This is a genomic window from Polaribacter sp. ALD11, assembly GCF_002831685.1.
Taxonomy (GTDB): domain Bacteria; phylum Bacteroidota; class Bacteroidia; order Flavobacteriales; family Flavobacteriaceae; genus Polaribacter.
Map to the genome: position 1 here is coordinate 2,860,348 of NZ_CP025119.1, position 20,799 is coordinate 2,881,146.

Annotated in this window: 24 protein-coding genes; 13 read left to right on the forward strand and 11 right to left on the reverse strand. The window is 31.1% G+C overall.

Annotated features, from left to right (window positions below; translation table 11 throughout):
- Positions 1 to 27: 27 nt before the first annotated feature.
- The 4 genes from CW731_RS12580 to rpsO all read right to left on the reverse strand — a co-directional run bounded on the left by CW731_RS12580 (position 28) and on the right by rpsO (position 5,503).
- The gene (locus CW731_RS12580; RefSeq protein WP_100947053.1) at positions 28 to 1,503 is read right to left on the reverse strand and encodes an OmpA family protein; all 1,476 of its coding nucleotides are present in this window, start codon (positions 1,501 to 1,503) and stop codon (positions 28 to 30) included.
- A gap of 71 nt (positions 1,504 to 1,574) precedes the next feature.
- A complete protein-coding gene (gene folK / locus CW731_RS12585; protein ID WP_100947054.1) occupies positions 1,575 to 2,699 on the reverse strand; it encodes a 2-amino-4-hydroxy-6-hydroxymethyldihydropteridine diphosphokinase in 1,125 nt (374 codons plus the stop codon).
- A 102-nt stretch (positions 2,700 to 2,801) separates the two neighbouring features.
- Entirely contained in the window at positions 2,802 to 5,048 is a 2,247-nt protein-coding gene (locus CW731_RS12590) for a polyribonucleotide nucleotidyltransferase (RefSeq protein ID WP_100947055.1), read from the reverse strand.
- A 185-nt stretch (positions 5,049 to 5,233) separates the two neighbouring features.
- Positions 5,234 to 5,503, reverse strand: a complete 270-nt coding sequence (rpsO, locus tag CW731_RS12595) for a 30S ribosomal protein S15 (RefSeq protein WP_100947056.1) — start codon at positions 5,501 to 5,503, stop codon at positions 5,234 to 5,236.
- Between the two features lie 497 nt (positions 5,504 to 6,000).
- On the opposite strand from rpsO, the gene CW731_RS12600 reads away from it, so the two are divergent.
- The 9 genes from CW731_RS12600 to CW731_RS12640 all read left to right on the forward strand — a co-directional run bounded on the left by CW731_RS12600 (position 6,001) and on the right by CW731_RS12640 (position 13,925).
- Positions 6,001 to 6,828, forward strand: a complete 828-nt coding sequence (locus CW731_RS12600; RefSeq protein WP_100947057.1) for a prephenate dehydratase — start codon at positions 6,001 to 6,003, stop codon at positions 6,826 to 6,828.
- Positions 6,825 to 7,967, forward strand: a complete 1,143-nt coding sequence (locus CW731_RS12605; protein ID WP_100947058.1) for a pyridoxal phosphate-dependent aminotransferase — start codon at positions 6,825 to 6,827, stop codon at positions 7,965 to 7,967. Before CW731_RS12600 ends, CW731_RS12605 begins: the two co-directional genes overlap by 4 nt.
- Positions 7,968 to 7,969: 2 nt before the next feature.
- Complete coding sequence (locus CW731_RS12610) at positions 7,970 to 8,821, forward strand: prephenate dehydrogenase (protein WP_100947059.1); 852 nt, start codon at positions 7,970 to 7,972, stop codon at positions 8,819 to 8,821.
- A 20-nt stretch (positions 8,822 to 8,841) separates the two neighbouring features.
- On the forward strand, positions 8,842 to 9,924 hold the full coding sequence (locus CW731_RS12615; RefSeq protein WP_100947060.1) for a bifunctional 3-deoxy-7-phosphoheptulonate synthase/chorismate mutase type II: 1,083 nt from the start codon (positions 8,842 to 8,844) through the stop codon (positions 9,922 to 9,924).
- A 409-nt stretch (positions 9,925 to 10,333) separates the two neighbouring features.
- Entirely contained in the window at positions 10,334 to 11,299 is a 966-nt protein-coding gene (gene rsgA / locus CW731_RS12620) for a ribosome small subunit-dependent GTPase A (protein ID WP_100947061.1), read from the forward strand.
- A 3-nt stretch (positions 11,300 to 11,302) separates the two neighbouring features.
- Positions 11,303 to 11,755, forward strand: coding sequence for a D-aminoacyl-tRNA deacylase (dtd, locus tag CW731_RS12625; RefSeq protein WP_100947062.1), 453 nt, complete (start codon positions 11,303 to 11,305; stop codon positions 11,753 to 11,755).
- A 5-nt stretch (positions 11,756 to 11,760) separates the two neighbouring features.
- Positions 11,761 to 12,426, forward strand: coding sequence for a TatD family hydrolase (locus CW731_RS12630; RefSeq protein WP_100947063.1), 666 nt, complete (start codon positions 11,761 to 11,763; stop codon positions 12,424 to 12,426).
- Positions 12,427 to 12,494: 68 nt separating this feature from the next.
- Positions 12,495 to 13,208 carry a ThiF family adenylyltransferase gene (locus CW731_RS12635; RefSeq protein WP_100947064.1) on the forward strand — a complete coding sequence of 238 codons (714 nt, stop codon included), beginning with the start codon at positions 12,495 to 12,497 and terminating at the stop codon, positions 13,206 to 13,208.
- 78 nt (positions 13,209 to 13,286) lie between these two features.
- Positions 13,287 to 13,925 (forward strand): YceI family protein, encoded by a 639-nt coding sequence (locus CW731_RS12640; protein WP_100947065.1) that lies wholly within the window; start codon positions 13,287 to 13,289, stop codon positions 13,923 to 13,925.
- Positions 13,926 to 13,994: 69 nt separating this feature from the next.
- On the opposite strand, the gene CW731_RS12645 is transcribed toward CW731_RS12640, so the two are convergent.
- On the reverse strand, positions 13,995 to 14,621 hold the full coding sequence (locus CW731_RS12645) for a CPBP family intramembrane glutamic endopeptidase (RefSeq protein WP_100947066.1): 627 nt from the start codon (positions 14,619 to 14,621) through the stop codon (positions 13,995 to 13,997).
- Between the two features lie 3 nt (positions 14,622 to 14,624).
- Entirely contained in the window at positions 14,625 to 15,080 is a 456-nt protein-coding gene (locus CW731_RS12650; protein ID WP_100947067.1) for an Lrp/AsnC family transcriptional regulator, read from the reverse strand.
- 153 nt (positions 15,081 to 15,233) lie between these two features.
- Between CW731_RS12650 and CW731_RS12655 the strand changes: the two genes are divergently transcribed.
- Positions 15,234 to 16,436: an aminotransferase class I/II-fold pyridoxal phosphate-dependent enzyme gene (locus CW731_RS12655; RefSeq protein WP_100947068.1), complete on the forward strand. Its 1,203-nt coding sequence runs from the start codon at positions 15,234 to 15,236 to the stop codon at positions 16,434 to 16,436.
- A gap of 8 nt (positions 16,437 to 16,444) precedes the next feature.
- Entirely contained in the window at positions 16,445 to 17,077 is a 633-nt protein-coding gene (locus tag CW731_RS12660; RefSeq protein ID WP_100947707.1) for a MarC family protein, read from the forward strand.
- Positions 17,078 to 17,351: 274 nt separating this feature from the next.
- Here CW731_RS12660 and CW731_RS12665 read toward each other — a convergent pair whose 3' ends face one another.
- From CW731_RS12665 to CW731_RS15615, 4 genes are read right to left on the reverse strand one after another with little or no spacing between them, the layout of a single operon-like run.
- Positions 17,352 to 17,606, reverse strand: coding sequence for a hypothetical protein (locus CW731_RS12665; protein ID WP_100947069.1), 255 nt, complete (start codon positions 17,604 to 17,606; stop codon positions 17,352 to 17,354).
- Position 17,607: 1 nt separating this feature from the next.
- A complete protein-coding gene (locus CW731_RS12670; RefSeq protein WP_100947070.1) occupies positions 17,608 to 18,054 on the reverse strand; it encodes a metal-dependent hydrolase in 447 nt (148 codons plus the stop codon).
- Between the two features lie 20 nt (positions 18,055 to 18,074).
- The gene (locus CW731_RS15840; protein WP_232734672.1) at positions 18,075 to 18,203 is read right to left on the reverse strand and encodes a metal-dependent hydrolase; all 129 of its coding nucleotides are present in this window, start codon (positions 18,201 to 18,203) and stop codon (positions 18,075 to 18,077) included.
- Between the two features lie 3 nt (positions 18,204 to 18,206).
- Positions 18,207 to 18,365 carry a hypothetical protein gene (locus tag CW731_RS15615; RefSeq protein WP_157812229.1) on the reverse strand — a complete coding sequence of 53 codons (159 nt, stop codon included), beginning with the start codon at positions 18,363 to 18,365 and terminating at the stop codon, positions 18,207 to 18,209.
- Between the two features lie 79 nt (positions 18,366 to 18,444).
- On the opposite strand from CW731_RS15615, the gene nhaC reads away from it, so the two are divergent.
- Together nhaC and CW731_RS12680 are read left to right on the forward strand one after the other, a co-directional pair.
- Positions 18,445 to 19,929, forward strand: a complete 1,485-nt coding sequence (nhaC, locus tag CW731_RS12675) for a Na+/H+ antiporter NhaC (protein ID WP_100947071.1) — start codon at positions 18,445 to 18,447, stop codon at positions 19,927 to 19,929.
- A 145-nt stretch (positions 19,930 to 20,074) separates the two neighbouring features.
- Positions 20,075 to 20,533, forward strand: coding sequence for a GNAT family N-acetyltransferase (locus CW731_RS12680; RefSeq protein WP_100947072.1), 459 nt, complete (start codon positions 20,075 to 20,077; stop codon positions 20,531 to 20,533).
- Positions 20,534 to 20,535: 2 nt separating this feature from the next.
- On the opposite strand, the gene CW731_RS12685 is transcribed toward CW731_RS12680, so the two are convergent.
- On the reverse strand, positions 20,536 to 20,772 hold the full coding sequence (locus tag CW731_RS12685) for a hypothetical protein (protein ID WP_100947073.1): 237 nt from the start codon (positions 20,770 to 20,772) through the stop codon (positions 20,536 to 20,538).
- Positions 20,773 to 20,799 lie beyond the last annotated feature (27 nt).

Consider the following 20,799-nt stretch of genomic DNA (forward strand, 5'->3'; position numbering starts at 1 on the left):
TCTTTTGTTACTTATTTGTTTTCCTATTTACTCTAAAGAACCAGCAGGTTTAATTTCTACTCTTCTATTTAATTGTCTACCACCAGCATTATCATTAGAAAATTTGGGTCTAGATTCTCCAAAACCTTTAGCGCTTAGGCTTTCATTAGAAATGCCTTCTTTAATCATGTATTTTCTAACAGCGTTTGCTCTTCTTTGAGATAAGTATGTGTTGTATCTATCACTATTTCTATCATCTGTATGACCTTCAATAAGAAACTTAATGTTAGGTACTTGTTTCATTAGAGTAATAATCTTGTCTATAGTATTGTAAGAAATATTTTGAATTTTATCGCTATTTGTTTCAAAATAAATACTTGTAGCTAATAAAGCAATCTGGTTATTTATATTAGAAGGATTATTACCCGCTTCTTGTTTCGGACAACCTCTGTTTTCTATAGTTCCTGGAGTTGCAGGACATAGATCTTTACCATCCATAACACCATCTCCATCAGAGTCTACATTTAATGGGCAGCCTTCATTAGATTCTGGCCCGTATTCTAAAGGACATTTATCTTTATAATCTGGTAAGCCATCTTTGTCAGAATCTACAGCTTTACCATTACCATAAACCATTACTCCTGCAGGTGTATTTGGTTCAGCATCTAATTCATCCATTACACCATCTTTATCAGTGTCAATAATTTTAAATTTGCCTCTACTGTCACCACTTTCATCCCCCCAAATTGTAAAAACTTTTTTCTTACCTAACTTAACAGTAGCACCTATACTTGTTACAAAAAAAGTTTCCCAATCTTGCTTATTAGATATTGCAGCATCTAAATGATCTTCATAATTAAAGTACATTCCTGTTCTAATTTCAATATCTACTCTCTTACTAACTCTTCGTTTAAGACCTAATTGCCCTGATAAATAGATAGAACTAGCAGAATTCTTACTATTTCTTGCAGGGTTTGTACCAAAATCTACCAAAGGTTTGTCTGGACCGCCAGATAAGTTTTTCTCAAAAAGTTGAGAATTATATTGATGATAACCAACACCAAAATAACCAGCTGCATTCCATTTAGTTGCTGCTGTTTGGTATAAGTTAGAAAAACTTAAAATCAAGTTTAATTCTGCCCCATAGGCAGTACCTTCAAAATACATATTGTTTCTAATGACTGTATTTGGTACATACAATATTTCATAAACATCAGAGAAATATTGAGCTCCACCAGATATTTGAGAGTAGGTAGCTTTCACCTCTAACCCCAGTAAAGGATTAAACATTTTATCTACAAAAGCAAACACACCAAAATTATAGAAGTTACCAAGGTTTCCAGTACCAATAGAACGCAAATCTCCATGCATAATAAAGTTACTAAAACCACCTCCTGCAGCCCAACTGTTAGAGTTTTCTAAGTCAATTCTGTTTCCGTAAGTAATTTCGTCTGTAGTAAATTGGCTAAATATTGCAGTTGTTGTAAAACAACTTAAGATTGCAATTAAAAAAATTCTCCTCATTAGATTTATATATATAATTTATTAAAAAAAATTGGGGGAATTTTTATTTGCGCAAAAATATAATTTTTTTTCTAATTATTCTTTATTTTGTCCATTATAAAATCGTAGTCAATTGTGTTGTTTACAAAATCAATTTCTGATACGTCTATAATTAATAGATTTAAGTTTTTTTGTGTCTTGATAAAGCTTTTGTATCCGTCGTGAATTTTTTTAAGATACTCAGGTTCAATATTTTGCTCGTATATTCTCCCTCTTTTTTTAATGTTTTCTAGTAAACGTTCTGTATTTTGATACAAGTAGACATACAGGTCTGGTTTGGTAATCTCTTTGTAGATTAAATTAAACATTTTTCTGTATAATAAATATTCATCTTTAGAGAGTGTAACTTGTGCGAATATTAGAGACTTAAAGATATAGTAATCTGAAATAATAAAGTTTTTAAAAAGGTCGAATTGGGCTAAATCATCGCTTAATTGTTGGTATCTGTCAGCTAAGAAGCTCATTTCTAATGGAAAAGCATATCTCTCTTTGTCTTCGTAAAATTTTGGTAAAAAAGGGTTGTCTGCAAAACGCTCTAAAACCAATTTTGCATTAAATTCATCTGACATCATTTTAGCCAAAGATGTTTTTCCTGCTCCAATATTACCTTCAATAGCAATATAGTTATATTTCTCTGTGATTGGTATTGGACGTGTTAGTAGTGCGTCAATTTTAAATATCTCAGAAGAATCGTTACAGTTTTGTAAGCAAATATTTAATAGTTTTTTTTCTATTGGATGAATTACGTTGGCAGCAATTTCAACTAAAGGAATCATCACAAACTTTCTTTCTAACATCTTAGAGTGTGGAACAATTAGTGCTTTAGAGAGGATAATTTCGTCATCAAACAACAAAATATCAATATCTATGTTTCTATTTTGATAGCCTTCTTTATTTGTTCGCTCTCTTCCTAATTCTTTCTCAATTGATAAAAGAAGATTAATTAATGCATCGGATGGTAAAGATGTAGAAACTTTAATACATATATTATAGAAGTCATTACCATTAAAGCCCCAAGCAGCGGTTTTATAAATTGAAGATATTTTTTGAATAGCACCTATCTTACCATCAATTAGATTGACGGCATTTTGTAAGTTATCTAATTTATGTCCTTGGTTTGTTCCTAGAGATAAATATGTAATGTGTTGAATTTTCATAGAGAGTTACAAAGAAAATAAAAGCATTTAGATAATTGGGTTTTAAACAAAAAAAATCGCCAAAATTAATTGGCGATTTTTAAATATCAATTAAAAAAGAATTTAATCTTCTTTTTTAGGTTCTCTTGGTTCTCTAGGTTTTCTGTCATCACGTCCGCGAGTATCTCTGCTTCTGTTATCACGACTACCAGAAGAACGTTTATCATCTCTTGGTGGTCTTGCTACATAACCTTCTGGTTTTGGTAACAATGCCTTTCTAGAAACTTTTTCTTTACGAGTTCTTGGGTCTAAACCAAAGTACTTCACATCAAAAACGTCTCCCATGTTTACTACATCAGTAACATTTTCTGTACGTTCCCAAGCTAATTCACTAACGTGTAATAAAACTTCATTTCCTGGAGCTTCTGCATATTCTACAACTGCACCAAAGTCTAACATTTTAATTACTTTAACTTCATAAGCACTACCAACTACAGGTTTGAATAGCATAGACTCGATACGAGTAATAACTTTTTCAATTCCTTCTGGATCCGTTCCTAAAATCTCGATAATTCCTTCTTCGGTTACAGGGTCTTCAGTAATTACAATTGTAGTTCCTGTTTCTTTCTGTAATTCTTGAATATGTTTACCTCCTGGTCCAATAAATGCACCAATCATATCATTAGGAATACGTCTGTTAATCATTTTAGGAGCATGCTCTTTAACTTCTACGTTTGCACCAGCAATTGTATCTGTTAATTTTTCTAAGATATGTAAACGACCATCACGAGCTTGTTTTAGTGCATTTACTAAAATCTCATATCCTAGTCCTTTTACTTTAATGTCCATTTGACAAGCAGTAATTCCTTCAGAAGTACCAGTTACTTTAAAGTCCATATCTCCTAAATGATCTTCATCACCTAAAATATCAGATAAAACTGCGTAACGATCTCCATCAGAAATTAATCCCATTGCAATACCAGAAACAGGTCTAATCATTTGAACACCAGCGTCCATTAATGCCATTGTACCAGCACAAACAGTTGCCATAGAAGAAGAACCGTTAGATTCTAATACTTCAGAAACTACTCTTACTGTATAAGGGCAATCTGCAGGAATCATTCCTTTTAAACCACGTTGCGCCAAGTTACCATGACCAACTTCTCTTCTAGAAGTTCCTCTTAATGGTCTTGCTTCACCTGTACAAAAAGGAGGAAAGTTATAATGTAAATAGAAATTCTCTTCACCTTCGTAAGATGGCATATCTATTTTGTTAGCATCTCTAGATGTTCCTAAAGTTACTGTTGCTAGTGCTTGTGTTTCTCCACGAGTAAAGATAGAAGAACCATGTACTGAAGGTAAATAATCTACTTCACACCAAATTGGTCTAATCTCGTCAGTCTTACGACCATCTAAACGTAAACCTTCTGCTAATGTTAATTCTCTAACTGCAGATTTTTGAGATTTATTGAAATATTTTCCAACTAAATCACCATATTCTGCTAATTCTTCTTCTGTAAATGTTGCTTTTAATGCTTCTTTTACTTCAGAAAAAGCAGTTGTACGCTCTACTTTAGAAGTTCCTTTTTTAGCGATTGCATAACATTTGTCGTAACAAAAGTCATTTATTTTTACAGCTAATTCTTCATCTTCTCTTTCACCTTCATATTCTCTAGTTTCTTTCTTTCCGAAAGCTTCAGCTAAACGAACTTGAGCAGCACACTGAATCTTAATAGCTTCATGTGCAAACTTAATTGCATCTGCCATTTCCTCTTCAGAAATCTCATCCATTTCACCTTCCACCATCATTACAGAATCTGCAGAAGCTCCAATCATCATATCGATGTCAGACTCTGCTAATTGTGCTCTGTTTGGGTTGATTACAAATTCTCCGTTTATTCTAGCAACACGTGCTTCAGAAATAGGACATTCGAAAGGGAAATCTGATAATTGAATAGCTGCTGATGCTGCTAAACCTGCTAATGCATCTGGCATAACATCTTCATCATGAGACATTAATTGAATCATTACCTGTACTTCTGAATGGTAGTCTTTTGGAAATAATGGACGTAAAACACGGTCTACTAAACGCATTGTTAATACTTCACCATCACTTGGTCTAGCTTCTCTCTTAAAGAAACCTCCAGGGTATCTACCTGCAGCAGCAAATTTTTCTCTATAATCTACTGTTAATGGTAAAAAATCTACAGGACTTTGTTTGTAATTAGATACAACTGTACATAATAACATTGCTTTTCCCATTTGAACAACAACTGAACCGTGAGCTTGTTTTGCTAATTTACCGGTTTCTAATGAGATGGTTCTTCCGTCTCCAAGGTCTATAACCTCTCTAAATACTTTTGGAATCATAAATTTTAATTCTAAATTTTTAATTTGTTTGTTGTTGTGTTGTCGTTTGTTGTTGCAATGGAAATTCAAGAATATTGTTGGTATTCTTGATTTTTTATAATAATTGCTGATGGAGTTACTACCAGACTTCTAAATTTGTTATAATAAAAAAGAGGCACGTTTATAGAGCCTCTTTTTTGTACGAATTATTTTCTAATTCCTAATTCTTTAATGATTGCACGATATCTATTGATTTCGGTTTTCTTTAAATAATCTAATAAACTTCTACGTTTACCTACCAACATTACTAATGAACGCTCTGTGTTAAAATCTTTACGATTTTTCTTTAAGTGCCCAGTTAAGTGGTTAATTCTGTGTGTGAATAAAGCAATTTGCCCTTCTGAAGAACCAGTATCGTTTTTACCTTTACCGTGTTTTTCGAAAATGCTTTCTTTTACTTCTTTAGTTAAATACATTCCAATATTATTTAAATGATTATTATGTATATCAATGATGTATTCATTGAAGCTGCAAATATAGTGTTATTTTTTGATAAAAATATTCTTGTAAAAAGATATTTGTATACAATAACTTGTTGTTACAAGGTCTTTATAATTGTAATTCGAACTCCAATATATAAGAAGAGCTTTTTCTTCTTTTCTCATATGTCTGTTTCATTTCTAAATAATTAAAGAAATTCATAAAACTTTTCATTTTTATTATGTTTTTTTTAACAGATTGCCAATTCTTGTATAAAAAATGCGATATAATTTGTTTGTTACAATTTAATCTTTAGATTTGTCATTCAGAACAAAGAAGATTAAGATGTTAAATAACACTTGGGCACGTTTCTATTTTTACTTTTATTTTTACAATAAGAGGAGAGACTTTGTATCATGTTGTTAAGAAACATTTACACAATATAAAGTCTCGAATCTAATTCGAGGCTTTTTTTTTGATATTATTTTAAATAATGAATAAGATTATAGCCATACAAGGAGCCGAAGGCTCAAACCACCATAAAGTTGCGCGCGACTTTTACGGAACTTCAATTCAATTAAAAGAATGCATGTCTTTTGATGAGTTGGTAGATAGTTTGTTAGATGCATCTACAGATGTTGGTATTATGGCAATAGAGAATACAATTGCAGGGTCAATTATTCCTAATTACGCACTAATAGATAATAACAATCTTCATATTATAGGAGAAGAATATTTGAATATTCACCATCATTTAATGTGTTTAAAAGGCCAAAAAATTGAAGATATAAAAGAAGTTTGGTCGCATCCAATGGCATTGCAGCAGTGTAAAGTTTTCTTTAAAAAACATCCTCACATTAAGTTAGTAGAAGATGTAGATACTGCAGAAGTAGCGAAAAGAATTTCTAAAGAAAATTTAGTTGGTATTGCCGCAATTGCACCAAAAATTGCAGCAGAAATATTCAATTTAGAGGTAATTGAAGACGAAATTCAAGCGATAAAAGACAATGCTACACGTTTTGTAATTGTACAAACTTCAGCACCAAATAACGGAGTTGACCAAATTAATAAAGCTTCTTTAAAATTTCAATTAAGTCATAAAAGAGGAAGTTTAGCAGCAATTTTAAATGTATTGAGCGACTGTAAGATGAATTTAACAAAAATTCAATCTTTACCAGTTATAGAAACACCTTGGAAATATTCGTTTTTTGTGGATGTAACTTTTGATAATTATAAAGATTACGAAAAAGCAATAGCAATACTAGAAATTATGGCAGAAGAATTCAAAATTTTAGGAACTTATAAAAACGGAAGAAAATGATTAAAGCTGCTAAAAGATTAGAGACAGTACAAGAATACTATTTTTCGAAGAAATTAAGAGAGGTAAGAGCTTTGGCTGCTGCTGGAAAACCAATTATTAATATGGGAATTGGCTCTCCAGATTTGCAACCACCAACAAAAGTGTTGGAGGCAATTCAAGGAAGTTTAAAGGACGCGAGTGCACATAAATATCAATCCTATCAAGGTTTACCAGAATTAAGAAATGCAATTTCAACTTTTTACAAAACCAAGTTTTCTGTAGATTCAAACCCAGAAAATGAAGTTTTGCCATTAATGGGAAGTAAAGAGGGAATTATGCATATTTCTATGGCTTTTTTAAATGAAGGCGATAAAGTATTAATTCCAAATCCAGGATATCCAACCTATACATCAGTAACGAAGTTAGTTGGTGCAGAACCGCTTTTTTATAATTTAAGTGATGCAACAAGTTGGCAACCAGATTTTAAGGAATTAGAGGCACAAGATTTAAGTGAAGTTAAAATTATGTGGGTAAATTACCCGCACATGCCAACAGGAACAAACGCAACCTTAGAAACGTTTGAAAAGTTGATTGCATTCGGAAAAAAACACCATATTTTAATTATCAATGACAATCCGTATAGTTTTATTTTAAACAATAATCCGATTAGTATTTTACAAGTTGAAGGCGCAAAAGACATTGCTTTAGAATTAAACTCATTAAGTAAAACCTTTAATATGGCAGGTTGGCGTGTTGGTATGGTTTTAGGAAAAGCATCATACATTAACGAAATATTAAAGGTAAAATCTAATATGGATTCTGGTATGTTTTACGGAATTCAGAAAGGAGCCATAGAAGCCTTACAATTATCAGACGATTGGTTTTTAGCACAAAATAAAATTTACGAAGAACGTAGAAATTTAATTTGGCAATTGGCAGATAAGTTAGACGCTACGTATAGTCGTAATTCTACAGGTTTATTTGTGTGGGCAAAAATTCCTGAAGGAAAAAAATCTGAAGAAGTTACAGATGCAGTGTTGTATGATAATGATATTTTTATAACACCAGGAACTATTTTTGGTTCTCAAGGAGAAGGATACATTCGTTTTTCATTGTGTGTAACAACAGACGTAATTAAAGAAGCAATATCAAGATTATAATTATGAAAAATATATACATGGTTGGTATTGGTTTAATTGGCGGTAGTTTTGCTATCGACATTAAAAAACACCACCCAAAGGCTATTATTTACGGAATTGATGCCAATGATAGTCATTTAAATGAAGCGAAAGAATTAGGCGTTATTGATGAAAAAGCAACGTTAGACGATATAGAAAATGCAGACTTGGTAATTGTTTCAATTCCTGTAGATGCAACGGTAAAATTATTGCCAATTATTTTAGATAAAATCTCAGATAATGGTTTGGTAGTAGATGCTGGATCCACAAAAGAAGCAATTTGTAAAGCAGTTGAACATCATCCAAAAAGGAGAAATTTTTTAGCAGCTCACCCAATTGCAGGAACAGAAAATTCTGGTCCAAAAGCGGCTATTTCTGGCTTATACATTGGAAAAACAAATATTATTTGTGAAGTAGAAAAAACCACTTTTAAACTTCAAGAGAAAGCTTTAAAGCTTTTTACAGACATTGGAATGCGTATTCGGTACATGGATCCGATTTCGCATGACAAGCATATTGCGTATGTTTCGCACTTGTCTCACATTAGTGCATTTATGTTGGGTAAAACGGTCATCAACAAAGAAAAAAATGAACGCGATATTTTCGATATGGCAGGTTCCGGATTTGCATCCACAGTTCGTTTGGCAAAAAGTTCGCCAGCAATGTGGACACCCATTTTTAAACAAAACAAAGAAAACGTTATAGAAACGTTAGAAGAATACATTAACAATTTACAACATTTTAAAGAGTTGATGGAACAAGACAATTTCTCTGAAATTTTTAACGAAATGGAGAATACAAATTATATAAAACAAATTTTAAACGGCATAGATTAAAAGCCAAAACAAGTAGAAAAATGAAGAATACAAAAGAATTAAGAACATGGTTGGATGATATGAATTTAGATCATCCTCTAGTAATAGCAGGGCCTTGTAGTGCAGAAACCGAAGAACAGGTTTTAAAAATTGCACACGAATTAAAAGATTCTGATGTAAATTATTTTAGAGCAGGAATATGGAAACCAAGAACAAGACCAGGAATGTTTGAAGGTGTTGGTGAACTTGGTTTAAGATGGCTAAAGAAAGTTAAAGAAGAAACAGGTATGAAAACCTGTACAGAAGTTGCAAACGCAGCACATGTAAAGTTAGCTTTAGAATATGATGTAGATTTATTATGGATTGGTGCACGTACAGCAGTATCTCCTTTTATTATGCAAGAATTAGCAGATGCATTGCATGGTACAGATAAAATTGTATTGGTAAAAAACCCAATCAATCCTGATTTAGCATTATGGTTAGGCGGAATCGAAAGATTATACACCGCAGATATAAAAAATTTAGGAGCAATTCATAGAGGCTTTTCTACCTATGAAAAATCAAAATACAGAAACGTTCCAGAATGGCAAATAGCTATCGAATTCAAAAATAAATTTCCAGATTTACCGTTAATCTGCGATCCTTCTCACATTACGGGTAACAGAGAAATGATTTTTGATGTTTCTCAAACTGCTTTAGATTTAAATTTTGATGGTTTAATGATAGAAACTCATTTCGATCCAGACAACGCTTGGTCTGATGCTGCACAGCAAGTTACACCAACAAAATTAAAGCAAATAATGGAAGACTTAAAAATTAGAAAAGAAACTGAAACTGATTCTACTTACAGAGATTCTTTAGATAATTTAAGAGCTCAAATTAATGTTGTCGACGGTCAGTTGATAGATATGATGGGTAAAAGAATGAAAGTTGCCGATAAAATTGGTGCTTTAAAGAAAGAGAAAAACGTTGCCGTTTTACAATCTAGACGTTGGAACGAAATTCTTGGAAACATGATTTTAGAAGGAGAAAGCAAAGGTTTAAGTGAAGAATTTGTGTTAAAAATGTTTAAGGCAATTCACCAAGAATCAATCAATCACCAAGAAAAAATTATTAAAGGTTAAGTTCTTAACCATAAAGTTTTATTTAAAATACCTTCAAGTTTTCAAAATTTGAAGGTATTTTTTTTGGGCGTTACCACGCAAAAAAGCGTGGTCAGGCTTTCGCACTCGCTTTTTTTGTAGAAAAAACAAAAAAGAGCTCAAACAATTGCTCAATCCTTAACGCAAGTGCAAACCTAAAAAGGAAGTTTATTAAAGTTGCTTTTAGAAATTTCAGGCATCATAGCTTTTTAAAACCTGTGAGGTCTTTCTATATACATACCGTAAATTCTAGTAAAATTTATTTTTCAGAAATTTTATATCGAGAAGTTTTGGTTAAAATTTAATGTTCTCGATACAATTTTCTCATAAAATAGAAAATCACTCGAACTCACATTATCATTTTTATTTAAAATTCTGCATCTTTGTACCAATGAAAGGAACCGTATATAAATCTACAGGAAGTTGGTATCATGTAAAATCTGATAACGGAGAATTTTACAAATGTAGAATCAAAGGAAAATTTAGATTAAAAGATATTAAAAGCACCAACCCAATTGCGGTTGGTGATAAAGTGGTGTTCGATTTAGAGAAAAAGAATGATGAAGAAACAGGTGTTATTAAAACCATTTTAGACAGAGATAATTTTATTGTACGTAAATCTGTAAACCTCTCTAAGCAAACACATATTATTGCGTCTAATATAGATCAGGTTTTTTTACTAATTACCATTAACAATCCGCCAACATTTGCCACATTTATAGATCGTTTTTTAGTTTCTGCAAGAGCCTATCGAATAGAAACCATTTTGGTTTTTAATAAGATAGATTCTTATGAATTAGAAGAACGTGCAGAAATTCTATACTTAAAAGACATTTATGAAGCAATTGGTTACAGATGTATTGAGGTTTCTGCAACAAAAAGCATTAACCTAGAGGAAGTTAAAAAATTAATGACTGGTAAAACCTCTATGTTTGTTGGTCATTCTGGTGTTGGTAAATCTACTTTAGTAAATGCAATAGAGCCAACGTTAGACTTAAAAACGAAAGAAATTTCAGACCAGCATAACCAAGGAAAACATACTACAACATTTGCAGAAATGTTCGATTTAGGTTTCGATGCTAGAATTATAGACACACCAGGTATTAAAGGTTTTGGTGTTGTAGATATCGATAAATATGAATTAGGAGATTATTTTCCAGAGTTTTTTGCTTTGAAACAAGATTGCAAATTCAATAATTGTATTCATACAAAAGAACCACATTGTGCTGTAAAAGAAGCTTTAGAAGAGGATAGAATTTCTTGGTCTCGTTATAAAAGTTACCTTCAAATTTTAAGCGGAGATGAAGAAAAAGAACATTTTAGAACCGATGTTTGGGACGAAGAAGATAATGAATAAGTTATGAAAATTGTAATTCAAAGGGTTTCTAGAGCAAGCGTAACAATTAGCAATAATAAAGTTGCAGACATTAAAAACGGATTGCTAGTTTTGTTAGGAATTGTAGATGATGATACTCAAGAAGATATTAATTTCTTGGTTCGTAAAATAGCAAATCTTCGTATTTTTAATGATGAAAATGAAGTGATGAATAACTCACTTTTAGATGTGAATGGCGAAGTAATTGTTGTGAGTCAGTTTACGTTGCAAGCAGCTACCAAAAAAGGAAACAGGCCAAGTTACATAAAAGCAGCAAAACCAGTAATTGCAATTCCGTTGTATGAAAACTTTGTGCAAACGTTAGAAACAGCAATTTGCAAAAAAGTGCAAACAGGTGAATTTGGTGCAGATATGAAAGTAGAACTTTTAAATGACGGACCTGTTACTATTATTATAGACTCAAAGAATAAAGAGTAACATCTATGTTTTTTTTTGATGTTCATACGCACAAAGAATCGTTCTCGGAAAATGTTTTTTCGATTGAAAATAAATATCCAAACGATATCAATTTCTCTAAACCATTCTCTATAGGAATACATCCTTGGTTTATTCAACCAGAAAAGATAGCAAAAGAGCTTTTAATTATTGAAGAAAAACTAAAAGACGAAAACTGTTTTGCTTTAGGAGAATGTGGTTTAGATAAAATTACAGCAACAGATTTCGAACTTCAAAAAATAGTTTTTAGAAAACAGATTCAGCTTTCCGAACATTATAAAAAACCTTTGCTTATTCATTGTGTAAAAGCATTTCAAGAAATTATTGAACTTAAAAAAGAGCTAAAACCACATCAAATTTGGATTTTGCACGGTTTTCATAAGAATTTACAAGTTGCCGAAAGTTTACTTAAAAACGGAATTATGTTGTCTTTTGGAACGGCAATCATCCATAATAAAAAATTACAAGAAGTAGTTTCTAAAATTAGTATTTCATCCATATTATTAGAAACAGACAATACAGATGTTGATATTAAAGAAGTGTATCAAAAAATAGCAGCATTAAAAGAGATAATGGTTGAAGATCTTCAGCAAAAAATAAAACAAAATTTTGTGAGTTTGTTTCCTCGAGTGCAGTCGAGAGGTTTCTTTTAATTTTAAATAATTAATTAGATTTCGACTGCATTTGACGGCACATAAAATTTAAAATATATATTTATAAAATGAGTTGGTTAGAAAGAACTGAATTATTAGTACAAAAAGAAGGTTTAGAAAAATTACAAAAAGCCAATATTTTAATTGTTGGTTTAGGTGGTGTTGGTTCTTATGCTGCAGAATTTATAGCACGAGCAGGCGTAAACAGAATGACAATTGTAGACGGAGATGTTTTTGACGAAACAAATAAAAACAGACAATTGCCTGCGTTAGATTCTACTATTGGTAAATCGAAAGCAAAGGTTTTAGCAGCGCGTTTAAAAGATATAAACAAAGATATTAAACTTACTGTTTTAGAAGAGTTTTTATCTCCAGAAAGAGCTTATGAAATTGTTTCTAAAGAATTTGATTACGTGCTAGATTGTATAGATACAATTACTCCAAAAGTTAATTTAATAGTTGCTGCCCGAAGAAAGAAAGTCAAAATTATTTCTTCTATGGGCGCAGGAGGAAAGTTAGATGCAACCAAAATTAGGGTAAAAGACATTTCTAAAACAAAGAATTGCACGATGGCAAGAGTTTTAAGAAAACGTTTAAAAGAAAGAAAAGTAGATAAAGGTATAAAGGCAGTGTATTCAGAAGAAGTTCAGATTGCTAAAAGTGTTAAAATTACTGACGGGACAAATTTTAAAAAATCATATTATGGTACAATAAGCTATATGCCAGCGGCGTTTGGTTTGCAAGCAGCGGCGCATGTTGTTAATTTTATTATAAAAAAGTAAAAAATACTTTCCAAGGGAAATAAAAGCATTGTATCTTTGCAATGGAAAATAATTCTAAACTAATTAATTTTAAGTAATATGAAAAAAGTAATTTTATCACTAGTATTAGTAGCATCAGTTTTAACTGCATGTAAAAGTGAAAAGAAAGAAAAAGTAGAAGCAAAAGAAGCTGTTAAAATAGAAACTGTTGCAGATTTAAATAATGTAGATGTTGCAAGTTCTGTAATTACTTGGAAAGGGACAAAGCCAACAGGCGCACATAATGGAACAATTATGTTAAAAGAAGGTTCTTTAAACTTAAATGAAGGGAAATTAACAGGAGGTTCTTTTGCAGTAAATATGTCAACTATAAAAGTATTAGACATTCCTGCAGATAAAGAAGGAAACGGTAAATTAGTTGGTCATTTGTCTGCGCCAGACTTTTTTGATGTTGCAGCTTATGCTACATCTAAATTTGTAATTACAAGTGTAGAAGAGACGGAAGGTAAATTAGCCGTAACAGGTAACTTAACAATAAAAGATGTTACAAAAAGTATTACAATTCCTGCAATGTTAACCAAAGAAGGAGCTATTACTACTTTTAAAAGTGAAACATTTAGTATCGATAGAGCAGATTTTAATGTAAAATATGGTTCTAAAAAATTCTTTGACAATTTAAAAGATAAGTTTATTGACGATTTAATTGAAATGTCTTTTACAGTAAATACGAAGGCATAATTTTATCATAACAAAATATTTTTTTTAAAAGCCCAAAACAATAGTTTTGGGCTTTTATTTTTTCTTTATTTAAGAAGGAAAACCTAACATACTTCCCATACCTACTGTAAATAACCAGCAACCATAAATACTATGTTCAATAGAAACTAAAAGTGTAGATTTTGTTTTTTTATAGGTAATTGCGAATAAAATTCCGCCAATAAAAGTAAGAATTAACACCAACGTATTTTTAAAAAATAAATGAGCTAAAGAAAACAAAGCTGCATTGATAAAAATAAAGAAGCTCTCATTTTTAAATACATTCTTGTAACGCTTAAAAAAGAACGTTCTATAGAGAAGTTCTTGCGGATACACAGAAAACAGCGAGTAAAAAAGTAGAATTAAAATCCATAATTTTGGTTTGTTAAGAACTACAACAAAGAGGTTTTTTACGTCTGTAAACCAAACAAAAGTGGCGGTAACTATCGCTATAATTAAGAATTTAATAATTGTTAATTTCCAAAATGCTTTCCAATTAATATTTTTCTCAATTCGAAGTTTAATATTTTCGACTTTAAAAAGCACATAAATAATATAAGTAAAACCTAAAACACCAATCATCATTTTTAAAATGGGGGCATAATTAAAAGCAAAACTTACAGGTATTAAGATAAAGATAATAAAAAGTTCAAAACATTTATAACGAACAGTTTGCATAATTTATAAATTTATCGCGGTTGTATTCTTTACTTGTTCAATAGCAAAAGTACTATGTGTACTACCAATATATTTTATAGCAGTTAATTTTGTTACCATAAAATTTCTATATGTTTCCATGTCTTTTACGTAAATTTTTAAAATATAATCATAATCTCCACTTACATGAAAACATTCAGAAACTTCTTCTAGTTTTAAAACCTCACGTTCAAAGGTAGTTACATATTCTTTAGAATGTTGAATCAATTTTATATGACAGAAAACTAAAAATGATTTTTCAATTTTATTTTTATTGATGATTGCCACGTACTTTTCAATCACTTTCTGATTCTCTAATTTTTTGATGCGCTCATAAATAGCTGTTACAGATAAATTTAACTGAAGAGACAGTTGTTTTGTTGTTTGTTTACTGTCTTGTTGCAATAAATTAATAAGCTTCTTATCTGTGCTATCTAACATATAAATTTTCTAAAAAATGAAACTTAAAGAACGTTTTGTAGTTTTTTAAATTAATAATTGAATCAAATTTAGAAAAATAATCTATATTTTATGTGTTGTGTTGATTATATTTCTATTTAGTTGTCCTTTTGTATTGTACTAAAAATTACAATTATGAAATTCAATCCAGCAGATAAAATTCAAGACTTACAATATTTTGGCGAATTCGGAGGCGTAAATCCGTCAATATCAGATTCATCAACCTATACCTTTATATCGGCAAAAACCATGTTCGATACTTTTGAAGGAAATGCAGACGGTTGTTATTTATATTCACGCCATTCTACGCCATCAAATTTGTACTTAGGCGAAGCTTTAGCAGCCATGGAAGGTACAGAGACCGCAAATGTTTCAGCATCTGGAATGGGGGCAATTACTCCAGTTTTATTACAGTTAGTTAGTGCCGGTGAACATATTGTTTCTAGCAGAACAATTTATGGAGGAACTTATGCTTTCTTAAAAAATTTTACACCAAGGCTAGGTATCGAAACAACCTTTGTAGACATTACAAAATTAGATATTATAGAAGCTGCAATTACAGCAAAAACTAAAGTTTTGTATTGCGAATCTGTTAGTAATCCACTTTTAGAAGTGGCAGATATTGTTGGTTTATCCGCTTTAGCGAAAAAATATAATCTAAAATTAGTGGTAGATAATACATTTTCTCCATTATCAATTTCACCAGCAAAATTAGGAGCAGATGTTGTAATTCATAGTTTAACAAAATTTATAAATGGCTCTTCAGACACAGTTGGAGGTGTAGTTTGCGGAACACAAGAATTTATTAATGATTTACGTAATGTGAACAGTGGCGCAAGTATGTTATTGGGCGCTACAATGGATTCTTTAAGAGCATCTTCTATCTTAAAAAACATGAGAACATTACATATTCGAATGAAACAACATAGTTTAAATGCAGCCTTTTTAGCAGAGAAGTTTGAGGCAGATGGCTTAAAAACAGTGTATCCTGGTTTAGTATCGCATCCTTCTCACAAGCTTTTTAAAACAATGATGAACGTAGAATATGGTTTTGGCGGAATGTTAACTGTAGATGTGGGTTCTATCGAAAAAGCGAATGCTTTAATGGAATTAATGCAACACAAAAACTTAGGATATTTAGCGGTAAGTTTAGGTTTTTATAAGACCTTATTCTCTGCACCAGGAAGTTCAACTTCCTCTGAAATACCAGAAGAAGAACAAAAAGAAATGGGGCTTTCAGACGGCTTAATCCGTTTTTCTATTGGTTTAGATAATGATATCGCAAGAACCTATGAGATGATGAAAGCATGTATGAAAGAAATTGGAGTTTTAGAATAGTGGTAGCAATGAACGAAGTAATCGCATTCGGAATTTTATCATTTACGTCTTTTTTTACGTTGATAAATCCATTTGGTACCATGCCTATTTTTATGACAATGACGGCAGATTTAGATAAAAGTCATAGAACAAAAACGGCTCAAAAAGCTTCTATTGTAAGTTTTATAACCATTATAATTTTCGCCTTTTCTGGTCAGGTTTTATTTAATTTTTTTGGCATTTCTGTAAACAGTTTTAGAGTTGTTGGTGGTGTAATTTTCTTTTTAATGGGCATGGATATGCTACAAGCAAGACTAGGAAAAGTAAAGTTAAAAGAATCTGAAATTAAAACCTACGTAGATGATATTTCTGTAACACCACTAGCAATTCCTATGATTTGTGGTCCTGGTGCATTAACAAATGCCATTGTTATGATGGAAGATGCAGATTCATTAGAGAAAAAAGGAATCTTAATTTTTGCCGCTTTTGCAGTTATTTTATGCACCTATTTAATACTTTATAGTTCTACAAAAATTATAAAAATATTAGGACAAACAGGTATAAATGTAATGATGCGTTTAATGGGCCTAATTGTAATGGTTATTGCTGTAGAATTCTTTTTTAGCGGTTTAAAACCAATAGTTTTAGATATGTTTAAATAGCATTTAAATGTCTCGGAAATTAAAGATATTAATGGCTGTTTTATTTTAGCGTTACCACAAGGGTCAGGCTTTCGTTACTCGCTTTTTTATTTTTAAACAAAAATAAAAAGAGCTCAAACAGACCACTCAATCCTTAACGCATATTGCAATTTAGAAAAGGTAGTTATTTAAAATATTCAAAAGAAGTTATCAGACCTCACAGGTTTCAAAAACCTGTGAGGTTTTTTTACATATCAAAATTTATAAAGTAGAAAAATACCTTTTCAGCATGAAATTAAATACCTTTCAAGCGCTCTAAAAATAACTCAAAACCTTCCTTACTTGGTGGGTTTCCATTAAAAGATAAAATATCCCATTCATTATCTTCAAAGAAAACAGTAAAATTAAAAACAAAAGTATTTATATCATCAGGATTTAACATTGGGTATCGTAAGTCTGTGTATTTATAAGTGCCTATTTTATCCTTTTTAGAAATTCTATAATAATTATTACTAAACCAAGCCAGTGTTTTTAAATTCACATCATTCATATCATAGATTTTTATCTATGCTAATAACCTTTTTGGTAGTAGCACTTTCATCCAATAAAGAATAAAAAGTAAGATGGTGTTTTTCTTTTGTTTCTGAAACGGCATACCATAAAACAGTATTTAGAGTACTTGGTTGAGCAGAAAAACGATCGATAGCAATGCCTGCTTTTTTAAAAGGTTTCTCAAAAATGGAATCCATATAAATTTTATTTCCAAGTGTAAAAAGTATGTAAAAAGAACTAATGTAAATTTCTGCTTTTGTCCATTTTAATCTCTTAGAGTTTGTTCTTATAAAAAATAAAATAACAATCATACAGGTTAAAAAAGGTAAGGTGTACAAAGGGTCTACCACAGAAATAGTATTAAAAGCAACTCTATAGTTCGAAAAAGGGGCAAATAACTGTGTGCTATAAGGCGTAAAACAATCTAAAAGCGGATGTGTGAAAATTGCCCAGAAAAAAGAGTAATCTAGTCTCTTAAATTTTTAGCATTTGCTCTTTTTCCTGAATTGTATATTTGGTAAGTAATCCATCCAAAGAGAAAAGCTCCAAGTATTGCAAATAAGATAGAGTGCATAAAACCGCGATGAAAAGCCATCGCTTAAATTTCATTATTGTATAAGAGCTTAACAATAAAAACATCTAAATCTGGTATTGTACCACCAATTTCGCCAAACAATAAAGTTTTGTTTCCTATCTTTTTACCAAGTACAAATTCGCCGTAAGCAGCAGCTAAAACAATCTGAGTTAAAGAAACCATGAAGCAAAAGTAGGACAAGTAAATCTATTTGCATAACTTCTTCTAAAATCGTAACATTACAAGACCAAAAAATTAAAGAATGCAAGACGACAAAAACTTAACAGAAATAAAACTTGAAGATCAAAAAATAATAGAAAATAAAGAGTTAAATATTTGGGAAGCATTATTTCCTGTTTTTGCTTTAGTAGCAATGTTAGCATACAATGTTTCTGTTTTTGGAGATGATGCTTTAGGTGGAAGTAATCAATTTATATTATTGTTAGGTGGCGCTGTTGCAGCACTTGTTGGTTTTAGAAATAAAGTTTCTTACAAACGCATGATAGAAGAGGTTGCAGAAAATATAAAATCTACTGTAGGTGCAATTTTAATTTTATTAATGGTAGGAGCCTTAGCTGGAACTTGGTTAATTAGTGGAATAATTCCTGCAATGATTTATTATGGTTTACAAGTTTTAAACCCAACAATTTTTTTAGCAGCATGTTTAATTATTTGTGCAGTAATATCTATTGCTACAGGTAGTTCTTGGACTACTTCTGCAACCGTTGGTATTGCATTAATTGGTATTGGAGAGGCGCTAGGAATTTCTTTAGGAATGACTGCAGGTGCAGTTTTGTCTGGTGCATACTTTGGAGATAAAATGTCGCCAATGTCAGACACTACCAATTTAGCACCAGCAATGGCAGGTACAGATTTGTTTACGCATATAAAATATATGGCTTATACAACGGTACCAACTATTTTTATTACACTTATTGTTTTTATTGTTTTAGGTTTTACACAAAATTCTACGGGTGAAGCAGACACCAATGCATTATTAGTAGACATAAATAAAGCATTTAATATTTCGCCTTGGTTGTTTTTAGTGCCAATTATTGTTATCGCTTTAATTGTAAAGAAAGCGCCACCATTAGCAGCACTATTAGCAGGTACTATTTTAGCAGGAATTTTTGCAATAATTTTTCAACCAGAAGTAGTTGCTCAAGTTGCAGGAGTAGAAAAGTTAGATTTTAAGTCTGCTTATAAAGGAATTTTACAAGCAATTACGGTAAAAACATCTGTAGCAACAGAAAACGCTGCATTGGCAGATTTATTTACAGCTGGTGGAATGTCTAAAATGTTAGGTACAATTTGGTTGATATTATGTGCAATGGTTTTTGGTGGAATTATGGATGCAATAGGTGCTTTGGCAAGAATTAGTAGTTTTATGTTAAACTTATTCGATTCTATTTTTGGCTTGTTTGCAAGTACTGTATTTACATGTATTGGATTAAATTTTACAGCTTCAGATCAATATTTAGCTATTGTTGTTCCTGGTAAAATGTATGCAAAAGCTTACAGAGATAGAGGTTTAGCGCCAGAAAATTTAAGTAGAACTTTAGAAGATTCTGGTACTGTAACATCTGTTTTAATTCCTTGGAATACTTGTGGTGCTTATCATTCTGGAGTATTAGGTGTATCTGTTTTTGATTATGCTTTTTATGCGGTTTTTAACTGGTTAAGTCCTTTTATGACGTTGTTATTCGCTGCCTTCAATATTAAAATAAAGCAATTAGTAAAAAAGTAATTTTCCTTCAAAACCTAATATTTTCTTAGGTTTTCTATTAAATAGTTTAAGATATAGGTCTGTAGAAAACAGTGTTTTTTTGTTTTTTAGAGACCTATGTATTTTTAAATTAAAAGTTGTTTAATAAACTTATAAAACAAAAAAAATGCTTGTTGAAGCAACTATTTCCGATGCAAAAATTCTTACTCAAATAGTACTAGAATCAAAAGCATATTGGGGTTATTCTGAAGATCAAATAGAAGGTTGGCGAGAAGACTTAATGGTTACTTCGAAAATGTTCGAAGATTGGCATGTCTACAAATATCTTATAGATACTAAAATTGTAGGTTTTTGTATTCTAAATACCACTAACGCTAGAAGAAGTATTATTGAATTCTTATTTGTTTCGCCAAAGGTTATAAAGCAACGAATTGGCAAGCAATTATTAGACCATGTAATAGAACATTGTATTGGTTGTTCTTCAGTAGTTTTAAATGTCTTATCAGACCCAAATGCAAAAAGATTTTATGCAAAACATGGTTTTAAAGTAATTGCAGAAACAGAGAGTTCTATTCCTGGAAGGTTATTGCCAGAAATGGAATTAGAATTTCCAGAAAATATGTAAAGCTATTTTTTTATAGAAAGGTTTAATATTCCAGAAATTAATAATAAAACCCAAGGTGTTCCGTGTAGTAAAACGTCTAACCAATCTTTAAGCTGCATTCCGTTTTCTACTGAAAAAGCATTTCCACCTAAAATCCATTGAATTTTACCCCAAATATGTGGCGGACTAAAAGGAGCCAAACCTAAAGTTAAGCTTGCTAGTAGAAAAATTTTCCAATTATTTTTAAGTTGATTTTTCATTTATAAGTAAATTAATAAAATTTTGTT